At 56.0% G+C, this 19518-nt stretch carries 15 protein-coding genes; 4 read left to right on the top strand and 11 right to left on the bottom strand.

All coding sequences use genetic code 11. From position 1 onward, the window contains the following. Positions 1 to 4: 4 nt before the first annotated feature. The 4 genes from FrondiHNR_RS04070 to manA all read right to left on the bottom strand — a co-directional run bounded on the left by FrondiHNR_RS04070 (position 5) and on the right by manA (position 6770). The gene (locus tag FrondiHNR_RS04070) at positions 5 to 1423 is read right to left on the bottom strand and encodes a DUF5719 family protein (RefSeq protein ID WP_279353977.1); all 1419 of its coding nucleotides are present in this window, start codon (positions 1421 to 1423) and stop codon (positions 5 to 7) included. Continuing rightward, positions 1416 to 4823: a glycosyltransferase gene (locus FrondiHNR_RS04065; protein WP_279353976.1), complete on the bottom strand. Its 3408-nt coding sequence runs from the start codon at positions 4821 to 4823 to the stop codon at positions 1416 to 1418. Before FrondiHNR_RS04065 ends, FrondiHNR_RS04070 begins: the two co-directional genes overlap by 8 nt. A 145-nt stretch (positions 4824 to 4968) precedes the next feature. Further along, on the bottom strand, positions 4969 to 5286 hold the full coding sequence (locus FrondiHNR_RS04060) for a WhiB family transcriptional regulator (RefSeq protein WP_279353975.1): 318 nt from the start codon (positions 5284 to 5286) through the stop codon (positions 4969 to 4971). A gap of 251 nt (positions 5287 to 5537) precedes the next feature. Then, positions 5538 to 6770, bottom strand: a complete 1233-nt coding sequence (gene manA, locus FrondiHNR_RS04055; RefSeq protein ID WP_279353974.1) for a mannose-6-phosphate isomerase, class I — start codon at positions 6768 to 6770, stop codon at positions 5538 to 5540. Between the two features lie 17 nt (positions 6771 to 6787). Between manA and FrondiHNR_RS04050 the strand changes: the two genes are divergently transcribed. Together FrondiHNR_RS04050 and FrondiHNR_RS04045 are read left to right on the top strand one after the other, a co-directional pair. Beyond that, positions 6788 to 8212, top strand: a complete 1425-nt coding sequence (locus tag FrondiHNR_RS04050) for an O-antigen ligase family protein (RefSeq protein ID WP_279353973.1) — start codon at positions 6788 to 6790, stop codon at positions 8210 to 8212. A gap of 4 nt (positions 8213 to 8216) precedes the next feature. Further along, complete coding sequence (locus FrondiHNR_RS04045; RefSeq protein ID WP_279353972.1) at positions 8217 to 9509, top strand: hypothetical protein; 1293 nt, start codon at positions 8217 to 8219, stop codon at positions 9507 to 9509. 123 nt (positions 9510 to 9632) lie between these two features. Here the strand turns inward: FrondiHNR_RS04045 and FrondiHNR_RS04040 are convergent, their stop codons facing one another. The 6 genes from FrondiHNR_RS04040 to FrondiHNR_RS04015 form a co-directional block, all read right to left on the bottom strand. Beyond that, positions 9633 to 10115 (bottom strand): nucleoside deaminase, encoded by a 483-nt coding sequence (locus FrondiHNR_RS04040; protein ID WP_279353971.1) that lies wholly within the window; start codon positions 10113 to 10115, stop codon positions 9633 to 9635. A gap of 56 nt (positions 10116 to 10171) precedes the next feature. Further along, positions 10172 to 11662 carry a cytosine permease gene (locus tag FrondiHNR_RS04035; RefSeq protein WP_279353970.1) on the bottom strand — a complete coding sequence of 497 codons (1491 nt, stop codon included), beginning with the start codon at positions 11660 to 11662 and terminating at the stop codon, positions 10172 to 10174. Between the two features lie 87 nt (positions 11663 to 11749). Then, entirely contained in the window at positions 11750 to 13177 is a 1428-nt protein-coding gene (locus FrondiHNR_RS04030; protein WP_279353969.1) for a DUF1116 domain-containing protein, read from the bottom strand. Continuing rightward, entirely contained in the window at positions 13177 to 14724 is a 1548-nt protein-coding gene (gene fdrA, locus FrondiHNR_RS04025; RefSeq protein WP_279353968.1) for an acyl-CoA synthetase FdrA, read from the bottom strand. Before fdrA ends, FrondiHNR_RS04030 begins: the two co-directional genes overlap by 1 nt. Positions 14725 to 14759: 35 nt before the next feature. Continuing rightward, positions 14760 to 15365 carry an ankyrin repeat domain-containing protein gene (locus FrondiHNR_RS04020; protein ID WP_279353967.1) on the bottom strand — a complete coding sequence of 202 codons (606 nt, stop codon included), beginning with the start codon at positions 15363 to 15365 and terminating at the stop codon, positions 14760 to 14762. Positions 15366 to 15390: 25 nt separating this feature from the next. After that, the gene (locus tag FrondiHNR_RS04015) at positions 15391 to 16419 is read right to left on the bottom strand and encodes a DUF2877 domain-containing protein (protein WP_279353966.1); all 1029 of its coding nucleotides are present in this window, start codon (positions 16417 to 16419) and stop codon (positions 15391 to 15393) included. A 181-nt stretch (positions 16420 to 16600) separates the two neighbouring features. On the opposite strand from FrondiHNR_RS04015, the gene FrondiHNR_RS04010 reads away from it, so the two are divergent. Together FrondiHNR_RS04010 and FrondiHNR_RS04005 are read left to right on the top strand one after the other, a co-directional pair. Beyond that, entirely contained in the window at positions 16601 to 17545 is a 945-nt protein-coding gene (locus tag FrondiHNR_RS04010) for a carbamate kinase (RefSeq protein ID WP_279353965.1), read from the top strand. 153 nt (positions 17546 to 17698) lie between these two features. Continuing rightward, entirely contained in the window at positions 17699 to 18370 is a 672-nt protein-coding gene (locus tag FrondiHNR_RS04005) for a GntR family transcriptional regulator (protein ID WP_279353964.1), read from the top strand. A gap of 84 nt (positions 18371 to 18454) precedes the next feature. On the opposite strand, the gene FrondiHNR_RS04000 is transcribed toward FrondiHNR_RS04005, so the two are convergent. Then, positions 18455 to 19480: a glycosyltransferase family 2 protein gene (locus tag FrondiHNR_RS04000; protein ID WP_279353963.1), complete on the bottom strand. Its 1026-nt coding sequence runs from the start codon at positions 19478 to 19480 to the stop codon at positions 18455 to 18457. Positions 19481 to 19518 lie beyond the last annotated feature (38 nt).

Below are 19518 nucleotides of genomic sequence, written 5' to 3'. Positions count from 1 at the left end.
TCCCCTAACGGGTATACACTGTGAGCGGTTCCGCATCGGTAGCTGGAGGCTCCACCAAGTAGCCGCTGATAGCACCGCTATTCGCCAGGGAGACCCCGGCGACGATGGGTGCTGAAGCGTCAAGACCATATCCGGCACCTTCTTCCAACGATACCTGCACAGCCCCGCCCCCGGGAACCGTTATTGTCTGCGGAGAATCTCCCCGAGTGAGGTTCACGGTTGCGTTTGAGGCTTTCGGGTTGTAGAGACTGAGAATCGGATTGGGTCCCGAAGGAACTGCAACCGCCATGGGGCCTTCAAAGGCCTGGGCAGCCTGAAAAGCGGCAATATCATAAACTCCGTTGGCGCCCTCAGAGGTCAAACGAACGCTCCCCAACATAGGGTCCTCTGTTTCAAGCCCAACTGTATAGACGCCCTCCGGAAGTTCCGGGAGTACATATTCATTTACCATCAACGGCGTCACCTCGAAGGTCCCAAGATCCTGCGAATATCCGTCTGCCCCGTAGGCGATAGCCTTCACGGTGGAGTTTTTGTTCACCGGTGAGAAGAGACGAAGAACCCTCGCGCTATCATCGTGATCGTCGTGCGCGTGGTCGGTGCCCGCCGCCACGACCCGAATACCCGGGATTAGTGGGTTCTGCGAGGGGGCAGCAACCGCTGTAGATGTCTCTAGCCCGGTGGCATCAATACCCTGAGAAAGCGTTTGTTGCAGAGCCGCTGCAATCTTTCCGCCGCGTGACTGAACGTGTATAACGGAGGCGTTTATATTGGGAGCCAATCCGTTGAGCGAAATCACACGCTGTGTCTTGGGCTCAACAACCAGGTTGCTAGAACCTGGGGCGTCAACAAGTCCCTGCTCCGAGTAAACGGTTAGGGTCACGTTAGCGGTGACATCTCCGGGGTTGGTGAGCAAAACAAGCGATGATGAGCCCAGCACAGTAGACCCGGCAACAAGCCAACTCTCCGCCAGAGAGGGCGCGCAGGCGGATGCGGTATAACCGCGTACGGTTTCGCTCTCCACCGTCTGACTCTGAACTATCGCCGAAGTGCTCCGTTCTTGCGCTGACAGAGAGGCCGCCGTGGGTTGCGCTGCGGGGTTCGGCTCGCTCACCCCCACTCTATCGATCAGAAAGCTATCAAGCGGTGCAGAGTCAGATGAAAACTGTACTATCTGCGCTTCGCCTATGTCTTGAATACTGAGCGGGTTTGCCGGATCAAAACCAATCTCCACCACAGAGCCCACACAAGCAATCTCGGACTGTGAGGCGGCAGTCGTGTCAATCGTCGCGGAGGCAGGGTCTCTCACCACCGTGGGGAGGTTGACAATACCCAGCGCATATATAGCACCGAGGGTGAGTCCTCCCGCAACAACACCCGTTACGATTTTTCCGGATAGGGTCAGGGCCTTCTTTTGTTTAGACATCGGTGGGCTCCTCCCCTATTTTTCTGGGTTCGATGATGGTGTCTTCGAGGTCTGACTCGTCATGTGCGGCCTGTTCGTAGTCACGCTTTTCAGCTGAGTCACGATCATCACGTACCGGCCCGACAGTGGAGATTGCATCGGGTGCCTCCAAGTTTGGGGCGGCGTCAGAGCCATCCGAAGCAAAGTTCGGGATTCCCTCGGAAACAGCGGGAGCGCTCGGGGTCTCCACAGAAGCGTCCAAAGCAGTGTCAGAGCCCGAGACAACCCCGGAAGACGCCCCCGGCGCAACAGACGCATCAATAACGGGGACAGCAGCCAAATTCTCGGATACTGTCGCAGATATTTCGGAGTCTTTTCCTTCTCGTTTTTTCCGCCGGACCTTGGCGGAACTCTCCTCATTACTTGACTGTTTTTGGCGTGTTGCTCTTCGAGACTTACGCGTTGACACTGCCAATTCGCTCTCAGAAACTTTTTCCAGCTCTTCAGAGGGTTTTTCAGATTTTTCCGCCGAGGCTTCCCCGCCAACTGTGCTGTCAGATACAGGAGGTGGAGCTACCTTTTGAGAAGATGTTCCCGCATAAGACTTACGTTTTTTCTTTTTCGGCGGTTTTTCAACCACCGCGCCGGTGGGAAGTGCCAGTAGGAAGAGTCCCGCGATAACAATCATCTGAATAAGCCAAATAGAGTGTCCATACGTCTCTTGCACACGCGACATAGTCGGAGGGGTAAAGTCAGCAACATCGTCACTCACTTTCCACAGATCCCCAAACTCAGTTGGTCCCACGGAGGACACGTCGGAGTTATTATCCAGGGCATTTTGAATTCGTGATGTCGTTGCTGAAATTGTCGGGGTACTCGCAATGGGTTTGCCCTCCGAGACGTCACTCAGGACAACAAAATTTATTCCCAGTTCACCCAGTCTCTCGAGCTGGCTACCAGAACCCTCCGAGAGCAAAGCTCCCAAAACTTCGATCTTGTCTTGCTCGCCGCTGTTCAGCGAACCGCTCATAAACGACAGGGTGGACCTCTGGTCCAGCGTGGCACCGGTTCCACGAACAATCTCCCCGAGTACTCCTCCGTCTGGCTGTGGAGTCAGCACCAGGGTTCCCACGTCCTGACCACTCTGGGCAGCAGCTCGTACTACGGCTGGAACAGTGTAGTCAGCACTACGCAGGGCACCGTGCCCCAGAAAGATCGAGATGATAACAGGAACAACCGCAAGAAAAAGCATGAGGCCAGATAGTGCAGTCACCGTCTCAGATAGCTTCGGAAGAACGGTGAGCGTGGCAACCGCAAGCGATAAGAGCCCAAACCAGTACAGGCTCAAGCTGGGTCCTGCCCAGGTTCCCACTGGTTCTGCCCCCACTGAGCTCAGAATAAAGTGGTTGACAAGCAAAGCGCTAGCAAGTCCCACCCCCGCAAGCAATAGACCGGTTACCGCCCGCTGCCCTCGCGAGAAGACGACACCAAAAAGAGCCAGAAGCCCCAGAGGAGCCACCAAAACGGCAACAATGATTGTGTAGGGCCAGTGGCCGATACCGAGTGTGTCAAAGGCAGTGTTCCAACCGGCAAGCCCCGCTGTAGGGAATCCCAGAAGAAGTTGCGTGGGAGTCGCCGGATCAAACGGCAGCTGCACGCCGGGGTCGATAAAGGCTGTGAGCGGCTTACCCTGTGAGAGGGCGGCAATAGCGAGCGGAAAGTACAGTGCAACCGGCGCAATCGCAACCGTTATCACACGGGCAAAGCCTCGACCACTAAACGCGAGGCCCACCACAAAAAGCACCGCTGCTGCGGGGAAGAGGGAGGGCGCGCAGGCAAGAATAATACCGAGAAGAAGTGAGCTTGTTGCTGCAGCCGACCAGGACTTCCTCGCCCCCATGAGAGCCATCACCAGGCACGGGAGAAGTATGTGCACGATAACCGCCGCAATACGTCCCTGGTCAAGAGACGCAAGAAGGGTCGGACTCAGCATCCACGCGGCCCCCACAAACCCCCGGGCCAGGGGACGTTCAGTGACCCGCGCGGCCCAGAACCACGCGGAGAGAGCAGAGAGAGGAATGGCCGCAAAATACAGCAGAACAATTGAGAAGCTGGGCTGCCAGAAGGTGAGTGTCCCTAAAATCGCAAGAACAAAGTTAAAGGGATGTGCGGGCCCAACAACCGCGGCGCCGCCGCCCTGCAATCCGTACTGTGTGCTGGCCCAGAGATCACCTAGGTTATTGCTAAGGGGAAGTAGCCCGGCTCCTGAAAGGGCGGTTGTACTAAAAAACGAATAGAACAGAACAAACGAGAAAACAACACTCACGGTAAGCAGAGAGAGCCCACCCGTACTAATAAAGTGAGCTTCATGCTTAATCCGGCCCTGACGGGCAAGAATCGCCTCACGGTCAATCATTTGCTGCGTTCGTACGGTTTTCTGATCGACCCTCAGCGGCCTGATAGCGTCCCACCCCACGGTCCTTGTTGACCGGAGAGAGCGCCGTGCGTTTCCTACCTTATGACCGGAGAATAAAACCGTAAATGCCGCGGCGATCTCGCCGGGAAGACGCCCGGGAAGCTCACGCAACAAGTACCACAGTATTCGAACAATCGCCAGCGGCAACAGGGATAACCAGTGAAAGGGAACAGCCCATGCCGGTGCGTACGCTAATCGACGGTGTAGCTGTGCAGTACGCGCACCCCGATAGTTTTGGCGAGCAATCGCCATCTTGCGACTCACGAGGGGCCCGGCGACGCCGTCCCCAGCGAATCGCACTCGAGACTCAGGAGCAACAACAACCCGATAACCCGCAAGACGGGCACGAACGCAGAGATCAAGGCCATCATCATGAGTGGTAAGCGCTGGATCAAAGCCACCAAGGTGATCCCACAGTTGGCGTTGCACTAGCATACCCACGGGACCCACCGCCAGGGAGTCTTGCTGAGTGTCCCTCTGCTCCTGATCTAGTTCTTCCGTGCTGAGCTGCCAACGCGCGCCAAAACGAGTGAGAGTCTGGCCGATTTCCCTGATGTGGTCAGGTCTGTCCCACGACGTAATTTTGGGTCCAGCAATAGCAACAGACGGAGCCCGCTGCACCGTAGAGAGAATGACTTCAAGAGCTTCCGGCTCGGGAAAACTATCGTGAGTAAGAAGCCAGAGCCATTCACCACTGGAGACCTCATCGGTCATCCACTGCATAGCGGCTTTCAGGGCTGCCCCGAACGGAAGAACCTCTCCCGTGGAGATGATCCTATCCGCAGGAAAATCAGCGAAGATAGCCGAGGTGGTATCGGTTGATCCGTTATCAACAAGGATGATTCGGTCGGGCTTACGAGTTTGCTGGGTAAGACCCTCTAGGGTTCGTTCAAGTCTCGCGGCACCATTTGTGGCCACAACTAGGGCAGTAACTCGGCTTTGCATTACGAATAGCCTACGGGCCAATAATTGATAAAGTCGCGCGGCACTCCGAGGGAGAAGGAGATTTCCTCAGATATTTCATGACGAGCCTTAAAGAACGCCAAGAACCCACGGGCGAACATAACGAAGCTCGCATCAGAACGAAAAGTTAAACGGCACGCTTACGAAGCTTGCGGCGCTCACGTTCGGAGAGACCTCCCCAAATGCCAAAACGTTCATCGTTTTCAAGAGCGTATTCAAGGCACTGCGAGCGAACCTCACACGAACCACAGATTTTCTTTGCGTCGCGGGTGGATCCGCCCTTTTCGGGGAAAAAGGCCTCGGGATCAGTTTGAGCGCACAGTGCGTCTGCCTGCCACGCTAGTTCGTTATCTTCATTTGGGTTGCGAACACCCGGCACTCCGAGCTGGACGGGATCAATAAACCAGTCACTCGGGACTCCGGAACGATATTCAGGAACCGACACGACATTTTCCCTTTCTGCTTGGCTGGCACAAAAACTCGCTTTCACAATTACATCGGTGTAATTCGATCAAGTCAAGCCGAGAATAGTAAACCCTCAATGTCGAATTGAAGTTTTACGACACGGCATAAAAATGTCTATCGGTTAATAAACCCTGGAAATACAAGGATGGCGACACATAATCGTTACGATTCAACTCATCTCACGCAGAGCGAAAAACAGTTGAATATTTTTAATTTTGATGCCGCTTTATATCACTCAGCACCCGAGACAACTCCCGTTGTGGCCACAAAAGCCTGACCGTCTCCCTCAAATTCAATCTCTTCTGCCCCGGAAAGAGACTGGATTCCAGCAAACGATTCGCCCCGCTGCAGAGATACACTGCCACCGGAATAATTGATCGTTATCTCTCCTCGAGTTACAAAGCCGACAGCACTGCTGCCTGGAAGCTGCACCCGTGCCGGACGATCTTTCAGCGTTTCTATGCCCCACACCTGAAAATCGGAGACATCGGGAACCCATCTCATCACTCCGGGGTGCTCGCCCTCACCTGTCAAGCGAGGAGTATCAAGCGTAGAAAAGTCCAAGATGTTGACCAGTTCCTCGGTATCCACATGCTTTGTAGTGAGTCCTCCACGCAGCACATTATCCGAGGAAGCCATCACCTCAACGCCAAGTCCGTGTAGGTAGGCGTGCATATTCCCTGCGGGCAGGTACAGAGACTCGCCCGCCGTCAGGGTGACCCGGTTGAGTAGCAAAGAGACAGCAGCCCCCGGATCCTCGGGATACTCTTCCCGAAGGTGCAGGAAGGTTTTGAAGTTCGGATACTCTTCCACCAGAGAGCTTTCACCACCGCGTAACGCAGCCTCAAGGGCACGCATAAAGTCCTCAGCCTCTGCGGAATGAGAAAACAACCAGACAATAAATTCTTGCCGCGCTTCTTGAGCAACACGTTCACGTTCCTCGGGCGAGGCTTCGGGGGCATCACGAAGCAGCAGCAGGGCCTTTTCAAGGAGAGCCAGGTCTGGGGAAGCCGCACTCTGGATCACTCTCAGTAGATCGTCCCTCACGCGAGCAATCGAGCGGAACCCGCACAGCGCATCAAATGTATCGCTCAGCGCAATAATAATCTCTGGTTTGTGTTCTTGATCCTTATAGTTACGATTTGGTGCGGTGAGAGGAATACCGAGCTGAGTCTCGCGGGTGAATCCCAGCCGAGCTTGTTTCCGTGAGGGGTGAACCTGGAGTGATAGTGGGTGGGCGGCCGCCAGGATCTTGAAGAGAAAAGGAAGCTCCTCAGCGTTTCCCGATTCGACAAGCCAACGCGCAAGGGGCTCTTCCGAACCGTCCTCATGCACCACCGCACTCGGTGAACCGGGATGCGTTCCCAACCATAATTCCGCCTGCGGCTTGCCCGTCGGCTCCAACCCCATCAGCTCAGGAATCGCGGTTATCGACCCCCACGCATATTCACGCGGGCTATTCACTATTTTAACAAACACCTGTGTCCTCCAAGAGCGAGACTACCAACTATCTTCCCAAGCTGCCCCTCGCACCGCTCAGGCCCATTACACTCGTTAGAATGAGCGATGCAAAAACCAGATTGGCTATAAGCGCCCTTGCCATCGTAACCTTCATTCACGCCCTCGGGGCAAATGCGGTGCGTAACATCGTGGGATGGCCCGGGTTCATAACCATAACCGTAGTCCTCACCGCTCTCAATATCTGGGCCTTTATCGCCGTAAAACCACCCCAGTTTCGCTGGTATCGGATACCAAAGTCCCTCTGGCTTTTCCTAGCACTGTGTGTGGCCTCAATTGCCTGGTCAGCCTACCCTTTCGAGTCATTGCTTGGTGCGTCCGCACAGATAGTCACCACCGCGGTTGCCCTGTGTATGGCGTTTGTACTCACCTGGCCAGAGCTCATTCGCTCCCTGGGAACTGCGATCCGATACATACTGGGGCTATCACTTCTTTTTGAAATTTTCGTATCAGTGTTTATTGGAGACCGGGTCCTTCCCCTATGGATCGAGCGTCCGGAGGGAAAAGTATCACCGCTGCTGTGGTGGAGCCGCGACCTCATTTTTGAGGGAGGCCCCATACAGGGTCTCCTGGGCAGCAGCGTTATGCTCGGGTTTGTTGCCCTTCTCGGATTGATCGTGTTTGGAATCCAACTCGCGGGGCGAAGCATCCGATTGACACCCGGGATATTTTGGCTGCTCGTTTCGCTACTTGTCCTGGCGCTCACTCGCCCGGCAACCGTAATCATCGCGCTTGTTGTGGTGATCATTGCCCTGGGATTCGCGCTCTGGGCACGCACCGTGCGGGCGGAATCTCGTGTGCCCCTCTACCTCACAGCTGGACTCATGGTGGCTCTTGTGGTCCCCATAGCATTCCTAATTCGGGGCCCGGCACTCTCAATTCTCGGTAAAAGCAGCGACCTCACGGGCAGAATCGATATCTGGGACGCCGTTGTCCGGGTGGCCGAACAGCGACCCGCATTTGGATGGGGCTGGGTAAGCTACTGGCCCACCTGGGTAGAACCGTACACCAACCTGTACACGCGCAACGGCCTCCCTGTCCCCCACGCCCACAACGCGTGGCTTGACGTGTGGCTTCAGCTGGGGGTTGTTGGACTCATCACGTTTGCCCTTCTGGTAAGCCTCACCCTGTGGCGCTCCTGGTTTCGCGCGATTGATCGCCCCCAGCGCTATCCGGGGGAGGTACTGCCCTACGCCGCCTCTACGCTGCTCCCCCTACTCGTCGTCACGGCCCTGATTGTGCAATCGCTTAGCGAAAGTCGAATACTCAGCGAAAGCGGCTGGTTATTGCTCACCATTCTCGCCATAAAAACAAAAACAGACTACGAAGTCCCCTCGACCTCAGGCGACGAACCAATCCCCGCATGGCGGGATGTTCCGCTAAGATAGCGCAATGCAGACTCTGCTACAGCAACTCTTTGAGTTTGCCCGACGCTTCCTCTCGAGCGCGGAGTTCGCCGCCGTACTCACAACCGCCATTTTTGGCGTTCTCTTTGCAGCACACTTCATACAGAGAATCATGGGTGGACCGGCATACACGGCCATGATCTTGACGCTTGTAATATTGGCCGTCCTGTCGGCTATTTTCCGTCGTGGAGAACTTTCCTGGGGCGAAAAATTACCCCTCACACTGACGATTTTTATTCTCTGGTGCTGCATCACACTCATGTGGTCAAGCAGACCCTCCGCTACCTGGAGTTCACTCCTTTACCAGGTGGGGGTTGCGCTCCTGGGACTGTATATCGCGTCTTACCGCGACCATATTCAAATTATTCGCGCACTGGGGAACACCCTCAGGGTCCTCCTGACCGCCTCGCTGGGAGTCGAACTGCTCTCCGGAATTCTGCTCGATATCCCGTTCTCACTGCTGCGCGTCGAGGGAAACCTCGCCTATGGCGGCCCAATTCAAGGTATTTTTGGCTCGAGGAATGCCCTAGCCTTTGTGGCGGTTATATCGCTTGTCACCACCGTAATAGAGCTTAAAACACGGGCCATCCAACGCTCTTTGGCAATCTATTCCTTTATCCTCGCAGGTTCACTCTTACTCTTCTCACGCTCCGTAATTCAGGCAGGAGTTATACTCTGTGTAGCCCTGGTTTTTGGGGCGGTCCTGCTCATTAGACGGAGAAATGCTTCCGAACGCACACGCTGGCAGATTGGGTTCTTTGCGCTCGTGGCGGTATTTACTATTTTTTCCTGGCTGCTCAGAAACGAGATTGTTGCCCGCTTACACGCCACAAGCGAGCTTAAAGTTCGGCTCACGCTCTGGCAATCCGTACTCACGAGCGCACGTCAGAGCCCGCTTGAGGGGTGGGGCTGGGTAGGGATCTGGCCGAGCGGCGCACAGCCCTATTTTGCGATCAATTTTGATATCGGCACTAAGCACCAATCCGCCCTCGGAACATTCTTTGACCTGTATTTGCAGGTGGGAATGGTGGGTCTTATACTTTTTATTGCCGCGCTGTTATTGGCTTTTATCCGCTCGTTTCTCACCGCGACAACCAAGCGTTCAGACGTCTATCTGTGGCCCATACTCATCATCACGACCCTTGCCATCACAGGCCTTGCAGAGAGCAATCTACTCACGGGATCCGGATGGTTACTCGTGGTGATCGGGGTCGCGTTGGCTTCACAGAATATGTCGTGGAGAACGCGGTTGCGCCCGCTACCCGACAGCACCCCATAGGTCACCCCGCAGGCTCTCGCTGGTGACCGTTTCCTGCGGGGTCACTCGAAAGTACGATACCGTGCGTTACCGCTACACCGCCCACAGACGTTAATCCCGCAGGCGGTGAATCACTCGGACTATTTAGCTATTCAGAGCGCGGAATTCGCTCCAGATCTGAGCGCTCTCCTCACGGCCCTCGCTCAGGTGAACAAGATCCATGGGGGTTCGATCACTACCGTTAAAGAAGTTGCGCAGGTGCATGTCGGAGAATCCGTGCTCGGCGGCATCATCCCGTGTTGAGGCAAAGTAACAGGTGCTGATGCCCGCCCACAGCATAACTGCCACGCACATCGGGCACGGCTCACAGGTTGCGTACATAACGCAGTCTGAGAGGTCAAGGGTACCCAACTTTGCACACGCCTCGCGCACGGCTACCAGCTCAGCGTGGCCGGAGGGATCAGTATCACGCAGGACAGTGTTTCCCACGCTGACCACGATCTCTCCGTTACGCACAAGGGTGGCTCCAAAAGGGCCACCGGTACCCGCACGCATACCCTCGACTGTTACCTCAGCGGCACGGGTGAAATAGTTATCAACGGCCTCGGGGGTTGGTGTGGTGTTCATGATTTTCTCTTTTCTGGCGCTCACCTGGAACGCCCTAGGGAACTGTGAGAGAGTGTTTAGCTTTTACGACGGGCTATAAGTATCGTGAGCGAATACCCCACAAAACCGATAAACAGGCCGGAGAAAAAGGCCAGGTTCTTGACCTCAACCAGGAAGGGAACATTTGTGAAAATCGTGCCCGACATGGTGATGATAAAGCTCGCAGCCAGCACCCCGATCGCACGCCAGTTGTAGGCGGGATAGGGACTAGCAGACTTGGGATCCTCGTATATCCGGTCAAGATCAAGAGTACGACGACGCTCGATAAAGTAGGAGGCCAGCATAATTCCAGCAATCGGACCGAACATCGACCCGATGAAGGAATAGAAGAGGAATAGCGCTTCGGTAGCCTCCACAAACTTCCACGGCAGAATAAACGTTCCGATAACGGCCGCGAGGATTGCGCCGGTACGTACCGAGAACAGCTTCGGCAGTTGAGCGGTGAGCTGAAGGCCCGCGGGCAGCATATTGCCAAAGACCACAAAGGCAACAGCACCCACGTTCATCGCAAGAATAAGCAAAACAACAACAAACGGATTACCGATCGAGTTGATGGCCTCCACAAAAATTGTTGGACGGTTAATGTCAAAATTACCGCCGGTCGCCGCCTGGAGAGAAGCCATAAACGCTATGGTAACCAACGCAAACAGGATGTACGAGCCAATCACGCCCACGGGGAATCCCACCGCCGGTGCACGCATAGATTTTGCGTTGCGCGAGTAGTCGCCCGTGTTCACAATCGGGCCCGCCCAGTTTGATACCAGCATAGAAACACAGGTAATAAAAATAAGGGGTGTAACGTCAACATCAAGCGGACGGAACGAAAGCACCTCTCCCATACCACCGGCATTGGTCACCGCAAGGATCATCGCGATAACGATGAGAACAAAAACCACCGGGTTCACCCAGGTGCTGAACTTAGCGAGGAATTTCTGGCCGCTCAAAAACAGCGCCACCGTGATAACCCACATGATGAGGTAGGTGATTGCGGTGGGGACGGCTAGACCCAGGATCGTCGCTCCGTTACCAAGGTTGATAAATCCGGGGAAGATCTGCTCCAGTACAACGTCCAGTGCCTGAGCGCTGGACACGGTGGTGATACCAAAGAACACAAATCCGGCGATAATTCCACGGATGACGGTGGGAATGACAGCACCCTTTGACCCGAATGAGTCACGCAGCTGCATCGCAAACGGAACACCGTACTTTGCCGCGGCCTGACCGTTAAGAATGTATCCAATGGACACGATCACGGCGGCGGTAAGAATTGCCCCAACCACCTGGAGGGCGGAAAGCCCCAGGGCAAAGAAACCGACAACGGTAAAGTAGGACAGAATGTTGTGAATGGGTCCCATCCACACGGTAATGTACTGGGTAATCGACCAGGAACGATCTTTAGGCCTGACCGGCAGAACATCATCGACGTAGCCCCGCGAAGCATAAAGCTCCCGCGTTTCAGCTCCCGTATCAACAAGCCCACCCTTTTGGGGGTCGGGGGTAGACATCATTATCCCTTTCTTTCTATACATAGGTGATACCGAACTTTAAGGGGTTCGGCGGAGCGGGGCCGAAGCCCCGCTCGTTCCCGGGTTACCTTAGTTATCTCCAATAACCTCGGCAAGAGTGAGGAGAGCCGATTGGAAGGCCTCCACAGGTGGGTGAACAATGCCCGCCCCAATCATTCCGATACCGGGCTCTTTGTGCGCAATGGCGGTGTTAATTATCGGCAATATGCCTGTCTCCATAACCTTGCGCACATCGATCCCGCTGGGTACCCCCATAAAGTCCAGCGCGGGTATCGTCACGTTAGGGTTGTTACCCGTAGTGATGGCGTTCATCATGCGGGAGTAGCCCATGGCCTCCTGCACGGTGCCGCCCACCAGGGCAACGATTGCGGGCGCCGCAGCCATGGCAAATCCGCCAATACCGTAGGTTTCCGTGATGGCCGAATCGCCCATGTCGAGCCCAGAGTCCTCCTCCGTATAACCGGCAAACATGGGTCCGATAACCTGCTGCGCAGGTCCCGTAAACCACTGGTCTCCGGTGCCCGACACTCGAATCCCAAAGTCGACTCCGTTGCGGCACATGGCCGTCACTACGGTGGAGTCCTTCACCCCGATTGCCGCATCCATGGCGGCCTTTGCCGTAACCATCCAGGTGGGTCCAGAGAAGTAATCCGAGGAGGCTACAAAATCGAAGACCTCACGCTTCTCTTTTGTCGAGAAGTCGGTTTCCAGAATGTAGGGGGCGAGGGCCTGAATCAGCACCGTTGTACCGGCAACGTTGCGGTTGTGCGCCTCGTCTCCCATGTGAAGTGCCTGCGAGAGCATCAGGCGCAGATCAAATCCGTCTGAGTTGAGTTCCATGGCGGAGGAGAGCACCGGTCCGAGCACATCGCGCATCCAGTTCAGGCGATCAATCACGGATTGATCGTTTGCTCCGAATCGCAGGATCTTCGAGAGCTGCTCGGAGAGATTGGTGTAGGCGGTGTTTCCATGGGTGCGGTTGGTTACCTTGTGCACCCACATGCTGGCGCTGGTGACACCGGCCATCGAACCCACCGATTGGTGCTCATGACAGGGAGAGAAGGTAATCTCTCCGCTACCCGCGAGCTCTGCAGCCTCATCGAGATTTGAAGCCAGACCCTCAAAGACAAGCGCACCCGTCACAGCACCCTTCATCGGTCCGCTCATTCGCTCCCAGGAGATTGGCGGGCCCGCGTGCAGGATCGTCTTTTTGGTCATACCGGGTACGGTGTCGATTGCCTGCCCAAAGCCCTCGAGGAAGGGCTGCGCGGAAAGAACCCGATCGAGCGCCACCCGGTTAGCGGCATCAATCTTTTCGGAAATGCGGGGGACCTCAAGCTTGCTCAGGGCCGCGATTACCTCGGGATCGCCCCCGCCGGGCGGGGTCCAATCCATGCGGACGGGGGCCGCGTTTTGCTCGGCCAGGTCGTCAGCAAACATATCAAGTCCGAGGTTTACCGGCTTCAGGCTCGCGGCAAATAGGTCGTTGATGCTCATTAGTTGTCACCTTTCATAACAAATTCACGGGCCAGGAGGCCAAGGTTTGTGGAGGAGGACGCGATTGTTACACCGGCGGACTCAAGCGCCGCAATCTGCGCCCCCACGGCGGGAGTGTCGAGATCGGTGCCGAGCACATACCCGAGGATTTCTAGGTGCTGTCCGCGGGCCTCGGCCTTTGCCTTTGCCTCGCGAATGGCCGGGAGGGTTACGCCCACAGGATCTTCGTGTGAACCAAATCCAACGATAAAGTCCATGGCGATAACGCCAACTTCGGGATCATCTGCTTCCTGCACCAGACGCTGCATACGCAACGAGGGATCGATCATCGGGTGGGGACGTCCATTAGTGAAGTCATCATCACCCATGTCGAGGAAGGTGTGAGCCTTCGACGGGTCGGTGGAGCTCAAAACACGGGAGGGATCTTTCTGAATGTTTGAATAGACATCATCAAACTTGTCTAGTGCGGCAAACATCGACTCGTCACACAGCGTTCCACCGCAGAAGAGACCACGCACATATTTTTGCCCGGGAGCAAGCTTGGCACGAACCTCCTCGATAAGCGGCAGGTTCAGCGGATGCAGGTCAAGGGTGGACTCCTCAACTCCCGTTGCAAGAACCGCGGCGAGCGCCGCGGGCTTTGTACCCGAGACAAGCTTGACGTTGTCGTATCCCGACTCGGTGCGACTCGATCCAAGAAAAGCCACGATAACCGGCTTCGAGGCCGCACCCGCAACCGCAAGCACACGATCCGCTACTTCCTCGGCCGGGGGCTTGGAAACGATCACGATAACCGAGGTATCGGGATCGGCGTCAAGCGCCTTGATACCGTCAATCATCATAATCCCGCCAACCTCGGCCGAGAGATCCCGGCCACCGGTCCCGATGAGCTGGGAGATTCCGCCGCCGAAGTCGTGCACCCGCACCGAGACCTCCTGGCTGCCGGTTCCCGAAGCCCCCACAACACCGATTGACCCGCGACGTACTGCGTTGGCAAAGGCGATTCCGGTGCCGTTGATGATCGCGGTGCCACAGTCGGGTCCCATCATGAGCAGGCCCTTATCGTGTGCGAGCTGCTTGAGCTCGATTTCGTCTTCGAGCGAGACGTTGTCCGAGAAGATCATCACATGTTTATCCGCGTGAAGCGCCTTGCGCGCCTCTCGGGCGGCAAAGGCTCCGTTTACCGAGATGAGCACCAAGTTTGCCTCGGGCACCTCCTCAAGAGCGGAGTCGAGGGTGCGGTAGCGAATCTCTGTTGTGTCCGAGCCGCCACTGTTTTTACGCGCGAGGATATCCTCTACCTCGTCAATCGCGTTTTCCAAGGCGTCGTCGGCCACGTCAACAATAATCATGAGGTCGCTGGGTTTAGCCGCCTCGATCGCCGGGTCAACAATGTCGAGGTTGGTGAGCACCTCCTTGTTCATTGGTGTTGCCATCGCGAGGAAGGCCTGGGTTACCCCCTCAATCGCATTAGCCTTTGTGCTCATGGACATGAGCGAGACTGAGTCGAGGTAGGTGTTTTTTCTGATGTCAATGTGCCTGGTCATTGGTATCCTTTCGGGAAACAGCTAAAAACTGAGGTTTATAGGTGATTTTCGATGATGGTCACGATCTCGTCGAATCCTCGCTTGCGGGCAAGTTCAAGGGGGGAAACGCCCCACTCGTCGGTCATCTCTGGTTTGGCTCCGTGCTGGAGGAGTAGCTCAATGGTCTGCTGACGCACCGGCCCGCCATCGCCGAGGATGATCGCCTCGATCAGCGCGGTCCACCCCAGGGTGTTGGTGAGATTGACGTTGATATCCGTGTTTTCCAAGAGGTAACGCACAATGTCAATGTGTCCCTTTTCGGCAGCGGGGGTGAGACCATTGCCGCCAAAGCGAGTGAGTCGCTTCAGGTCAGCTCCGGCCTCGACCATTATCTTTACGAGTTCAAAGTCGTTGTTGATGCACCCGTAAAGAAAGGGGTTTGAGCTGGTTTGGTCCTGGGCGTTAATATCAACACCGGCATCAATCAGGACCCGAACGGTATCGTGATGGCCACCACGGGCGGCAAGCAGTATGGCGCTTGACTCCTCCCGATTGATCACATTTTTATTTGCCCCTGCGTCGAGCGCGCTGCGCACTCCCGCGGAATCACCGGCTGCCGCTGCTGCAAGATATTTCTCATCGATCGGTCGTATCTGATTCATCAATTTCCTTTCTTTTCCCTCGAATTTATGAACCGGATTGCGATTCATCCGGGGTTTTATGACCCCTAAAATCGTGTGCGGCTGACACGCTAGTACTGCTACGCTGACGCAGTTGCACCTCGAGGCGTAGCCCGAGACGGATACCGGCGAGCAGGTCGAATCCGGAGCTGTGTCCGATGTCCCGTACGCGAATCAGCGCCGCCTCAAGGCGGGCACGATACGCCTCAGAGTCAGGCTCCGCACCCGGGTCGCCAGACAGTGATCTATCAGCCAGAGCGAATAGATTAAGCAGGTCGTGCAGACGTTGACGCGAACGCCCGAGCACGGCCTCCTCCAGGGTGGCAGCGCTGAGCGCTGTGGTTCGATCCGCCGCATCCCGTAGCGCCCGCGCAATAACCGGTTTTGCAAACGCCAGGTCGGTGCCAGGTTGGGCAGCTACGAGCACAAGTCCCGTCAGAACGTCGTCCCCCGCCGGGGTGAGCCCTGCACCCAGGCCCAAGAGCTGCCGTACCGCAGAGGTGGTCTGATCCTCCCCTGCTCCCCCCATAATTGCCGCCTCAAGTTTTTTTATTCCCTGGGAGAGGAGAGCAGCACTGGCCTCTTCAAAACGGGAACGTTCCGCGGGAACCTTAAGAACTAAGTCGATAACCGTCACAATGGCGTCGAGCGTTTCAGGAGAGGTCTTCCCGAGGCTTACGGTCCGGGGTTCCCACCGCTGAGCCTTCTGTATCATCACAATTCTGGTCGAACGTTCGATCCCAACGCCCAGAGCATCAGCCTCAAAGACAACGGGTTCCCCCACATCGGGCGAAAATTTATTCCAGTCCGCGGTGGCTATACGGATAGTTCGAGGTGCATCATCAAGTACCGCAGAGGCGAGAGCAAGAAGGTTGCCCTGCGGGTCGAGTAGATTTACAACACGCTCGTAAACCGAGTGCACCGCTCCGAGTCGCTTTTCCCGAGGGAGGTTCTGCACAAAATGGGAAAGCCTGATCGCTGTTACGGCATCAATTGAAACCGCGTCAATCAGGGTGCATGCTCCCACAGCAGCCACTTCCTTTTTCTCTCGGAGAATCCCCGCCACTCAGGCGGTATACCATCCCTCACTAAACATGGTATACCATTTTGACTAACGTGATTTACCATTTTGGAGCGCGTGGAGGAACCTGCACCACAAACGCAGGCTCAATACTTTGAGACCACGCGCCTTCCAACAATCCACAAGGAGGATATCCATGCGAGTTGTAGTGGCACTAGGGGGCAACGCCCTTGCCCGACGGGGAGAACCCATGACTGCCGAGCACCTTCGCGCCAACGTGCGCTCAGCCTGTGAGGCTCTGGCAAGCCTGGCCAGCCAGAGCGAGATGGTGATCACACACGGCAACGGCCCCCAGGTGGGTCTTCTCGCACTACAAAATCTGGCCTACCAGGATGTCGCGGCCTATCCCCTCGATATTCTCGGGGCAGAGACACAGGGCATGATTGGCTACGTTGTACAGCAGGAACTCTCCAACGCCCTCCTAGGAGAACGCGAAGTTGCGGGTGTCATTACCACCACCCTGGTAGATGAGGACGACCCCGCGTTTGATCACCCCACCAAGCTAATCGGCCCCCAGTACACGGCAGACGATGCTGCAGAAGCAGCTGCCGCCTACCGCTGGACCATCGCAAAGGACGGCAACGCCTTTCGCCGCGTTGTACCCTCACCGGACCCCCAGTCAATAGTTCAGGCACCGCTCATCCGTCGGCTACTCGAGGGCGGCAGCTTGGTTGTGTGCGTTGGCGGCGGCGGCGTTCCGGTACGTGCCGGGGCAAACGGGCGCCACATCGGTATGCAGGCGGTTGTTGATAAGGATCTGGCCAGCGCCGCGCTCGCCGCGGAGGTTGGGGCAGACACCCTCATCATGCTCACCGACGGTGACTACGTCAGCGAGAACTGGGGAACCCCCGAGCAGCGCGATATCCTCACCGCATCGGCAGACGCGATCTCGCAGCTCTCCTTTGCCGAAGGTTCAATGAAACCCAAGGTGGACGCAGCAATCCGAGTAGCTCGTGCCGGAGGACGCACCCTCATCGGCCCCCTTGACCGTCTCGATGATCTCCTGGCTCGCAAAATCGGAACCGAAATTGTGGGCACCCTCAAGGAGGGTATCGTTTTTGTAGACAACAAAAAGTCTTAGTTTTGCAATGAACGCGAAGCGAGGAAGCGTTTCGGACTCGTAGTGATCACTATTCTGAAACGCCTCCTCGCTCCCCTACCCCATAATCTTCTTCCCCCACCCCCATAGACACCCCCACAAAATCTCATAATGACCGTGTGAGAGAATGAGGCAGTGACAGTCACAGAAGAACACACACCCGAGTCCTCCCGCGTGGCAGAGTGGTTACGCAACGACATCCTCGACGGCCTACGCCTTCCCGGGAGCAAGCTTGTCGAGCGTGATCTTGCCGACGAGTTTGGTGTCAGCCGGGTACCCGTCCGTGACGCGCTCAAGATCCTCGAGACAGAGGGGCTGGTAACCCTCCGGCCTCGCACCTGGGCGGTGGTGCGAGAGTTCACACCCCAAGATGTGGCTGACCTTGACGAGGTACGTTCCGCCCTAGAAGTGTTGGTGTTTCGGCTGGCCGCACAGCGCTGTGACGACAATGGCCGGGAACGGTTAAGATCCATCCTCGAGACAGAAAAAGCGGGAGCAAGGGCCTCTAACACCGTCATGTCACGTCGGGCAGCCGCCGATTTTCACGAGGCTGCCACCGAAATCGCGGGAAACGAACTACTCAGTAAAATCGCCGAGTCAATTCGTAGCCGTATGCGGTGGCTATACGGTCAACACGATGATCTTCTGAGTGTGAGCGAGGAACACCAAGCTCTCTTTGACGCGGTTGCCCAAAACGACGTTGCGGGCGCAGAGAGCCTTGCACGCGCGCACGTGAACAGCAGCAGGCTCCACCGCGACGAGCACGCCAACGCTATGCGCGAAGAGCGAGTAGATACCCCCTTGTAATAGGCACCGGCAGCACCTGCCCCTCGGCCGGCTGAGGCGCGGATGCAGTCCCTCCCCAACAAGCACAGATTGAAGATCACGTCCCTAGCGATCAGGTTGCAGAATATCTCTCACCGCATCTTTACGCCCGTAGCCATAACGATCGTAGCGTCCAGATTGAAGCTCACGAAAAACCGGTCCTATCCGAAAAAGACGGCCACCGGGTAATCCGCGCCGAAAATCCTCGTGCGTCAATTTATCCTCTGCTGCAGCGCAAAAGCTGGGGGGAATACCCTTCATCGCCTGCAACCGCGGAGGAAGAGCCATTGCTCGATCATAGAGACTTTGATTACGCTCACGCCGCGGATAAAAAAGCTTTTTCAGCTTTTCCCCCACCCCTTGCTTGAGCGCACCAATCTCGTTTGCTCCGTGCTGACGATAATCTATAAGCTCCTCGGTCATCACCTCGATCGAGGAAGTCACAGACGCAATAATTGCCAGCCACTCATCGTGCACCCACCCCCGGGGAAAAGGCAGCGCATCGTCAAGAAGTTTTCGGCGAAACGCCACGGTCGCACCCGTCACGATGTTACGTCGAAGCAGTACCTCAAAACTCTTCCCCTCACGAACCCCGTACAGTTCAGACTGCTGCAATTCAATTGCCTCAAAAAGGGAATAGCCAAGTGGAGTACCCACGCCATCAACCGTGCGCGCGTTAGTGAAAACCAGTTGAGCGCTGGGGTGGGAGCCAAAGACAGCCAGCATTTTTTTCACTTTGTCTGGGTGCCATACATCATCCTGATCACTCAAAAAAAGAATATCTCCCGAGCACCCACTCACAGCGCGCTCGAAGTTGTGAGTCACCCCGAGTCCGGGTTTATTATGCAAAACCACCAGGCTAATGGGGGGCCGCGCATTGACCGCGTTGTGTTCCGCCACAAGAAGCTCAACGATAGAAACGGTTGCGTCTGTGGAATTATCGTCGGAGACAACAATCTCATCAACCGGGTGGCTCTGCGCCAGAATGCTTAAAACCTGCTGTGAGAGAAAGCGTGCACCATTGTAAGTCGCAAGCGCGACCGAAACAGTGTATTTAGTTTCCACTTCAGCGGGCGTAAGGTTGTAAGACATATACCGTGCAGTTCTCCTAGCAGTTCATCAGTAACTTT

This window comes from Lysinibacter sp. HNR, from assembly GCF_029760935.1.
In the GTDB taxonomy this organism is placed as follows: Bacteria; Actinomycetota; Actinomycetes; order Actinomycetales; family Microbacteriaceae; genus HNR.
The sequence above is the reverse complement of the archived record's forward strand: the minus strand, read 5'-3'. Positions and strand labels throughout refer to the sequence as shown.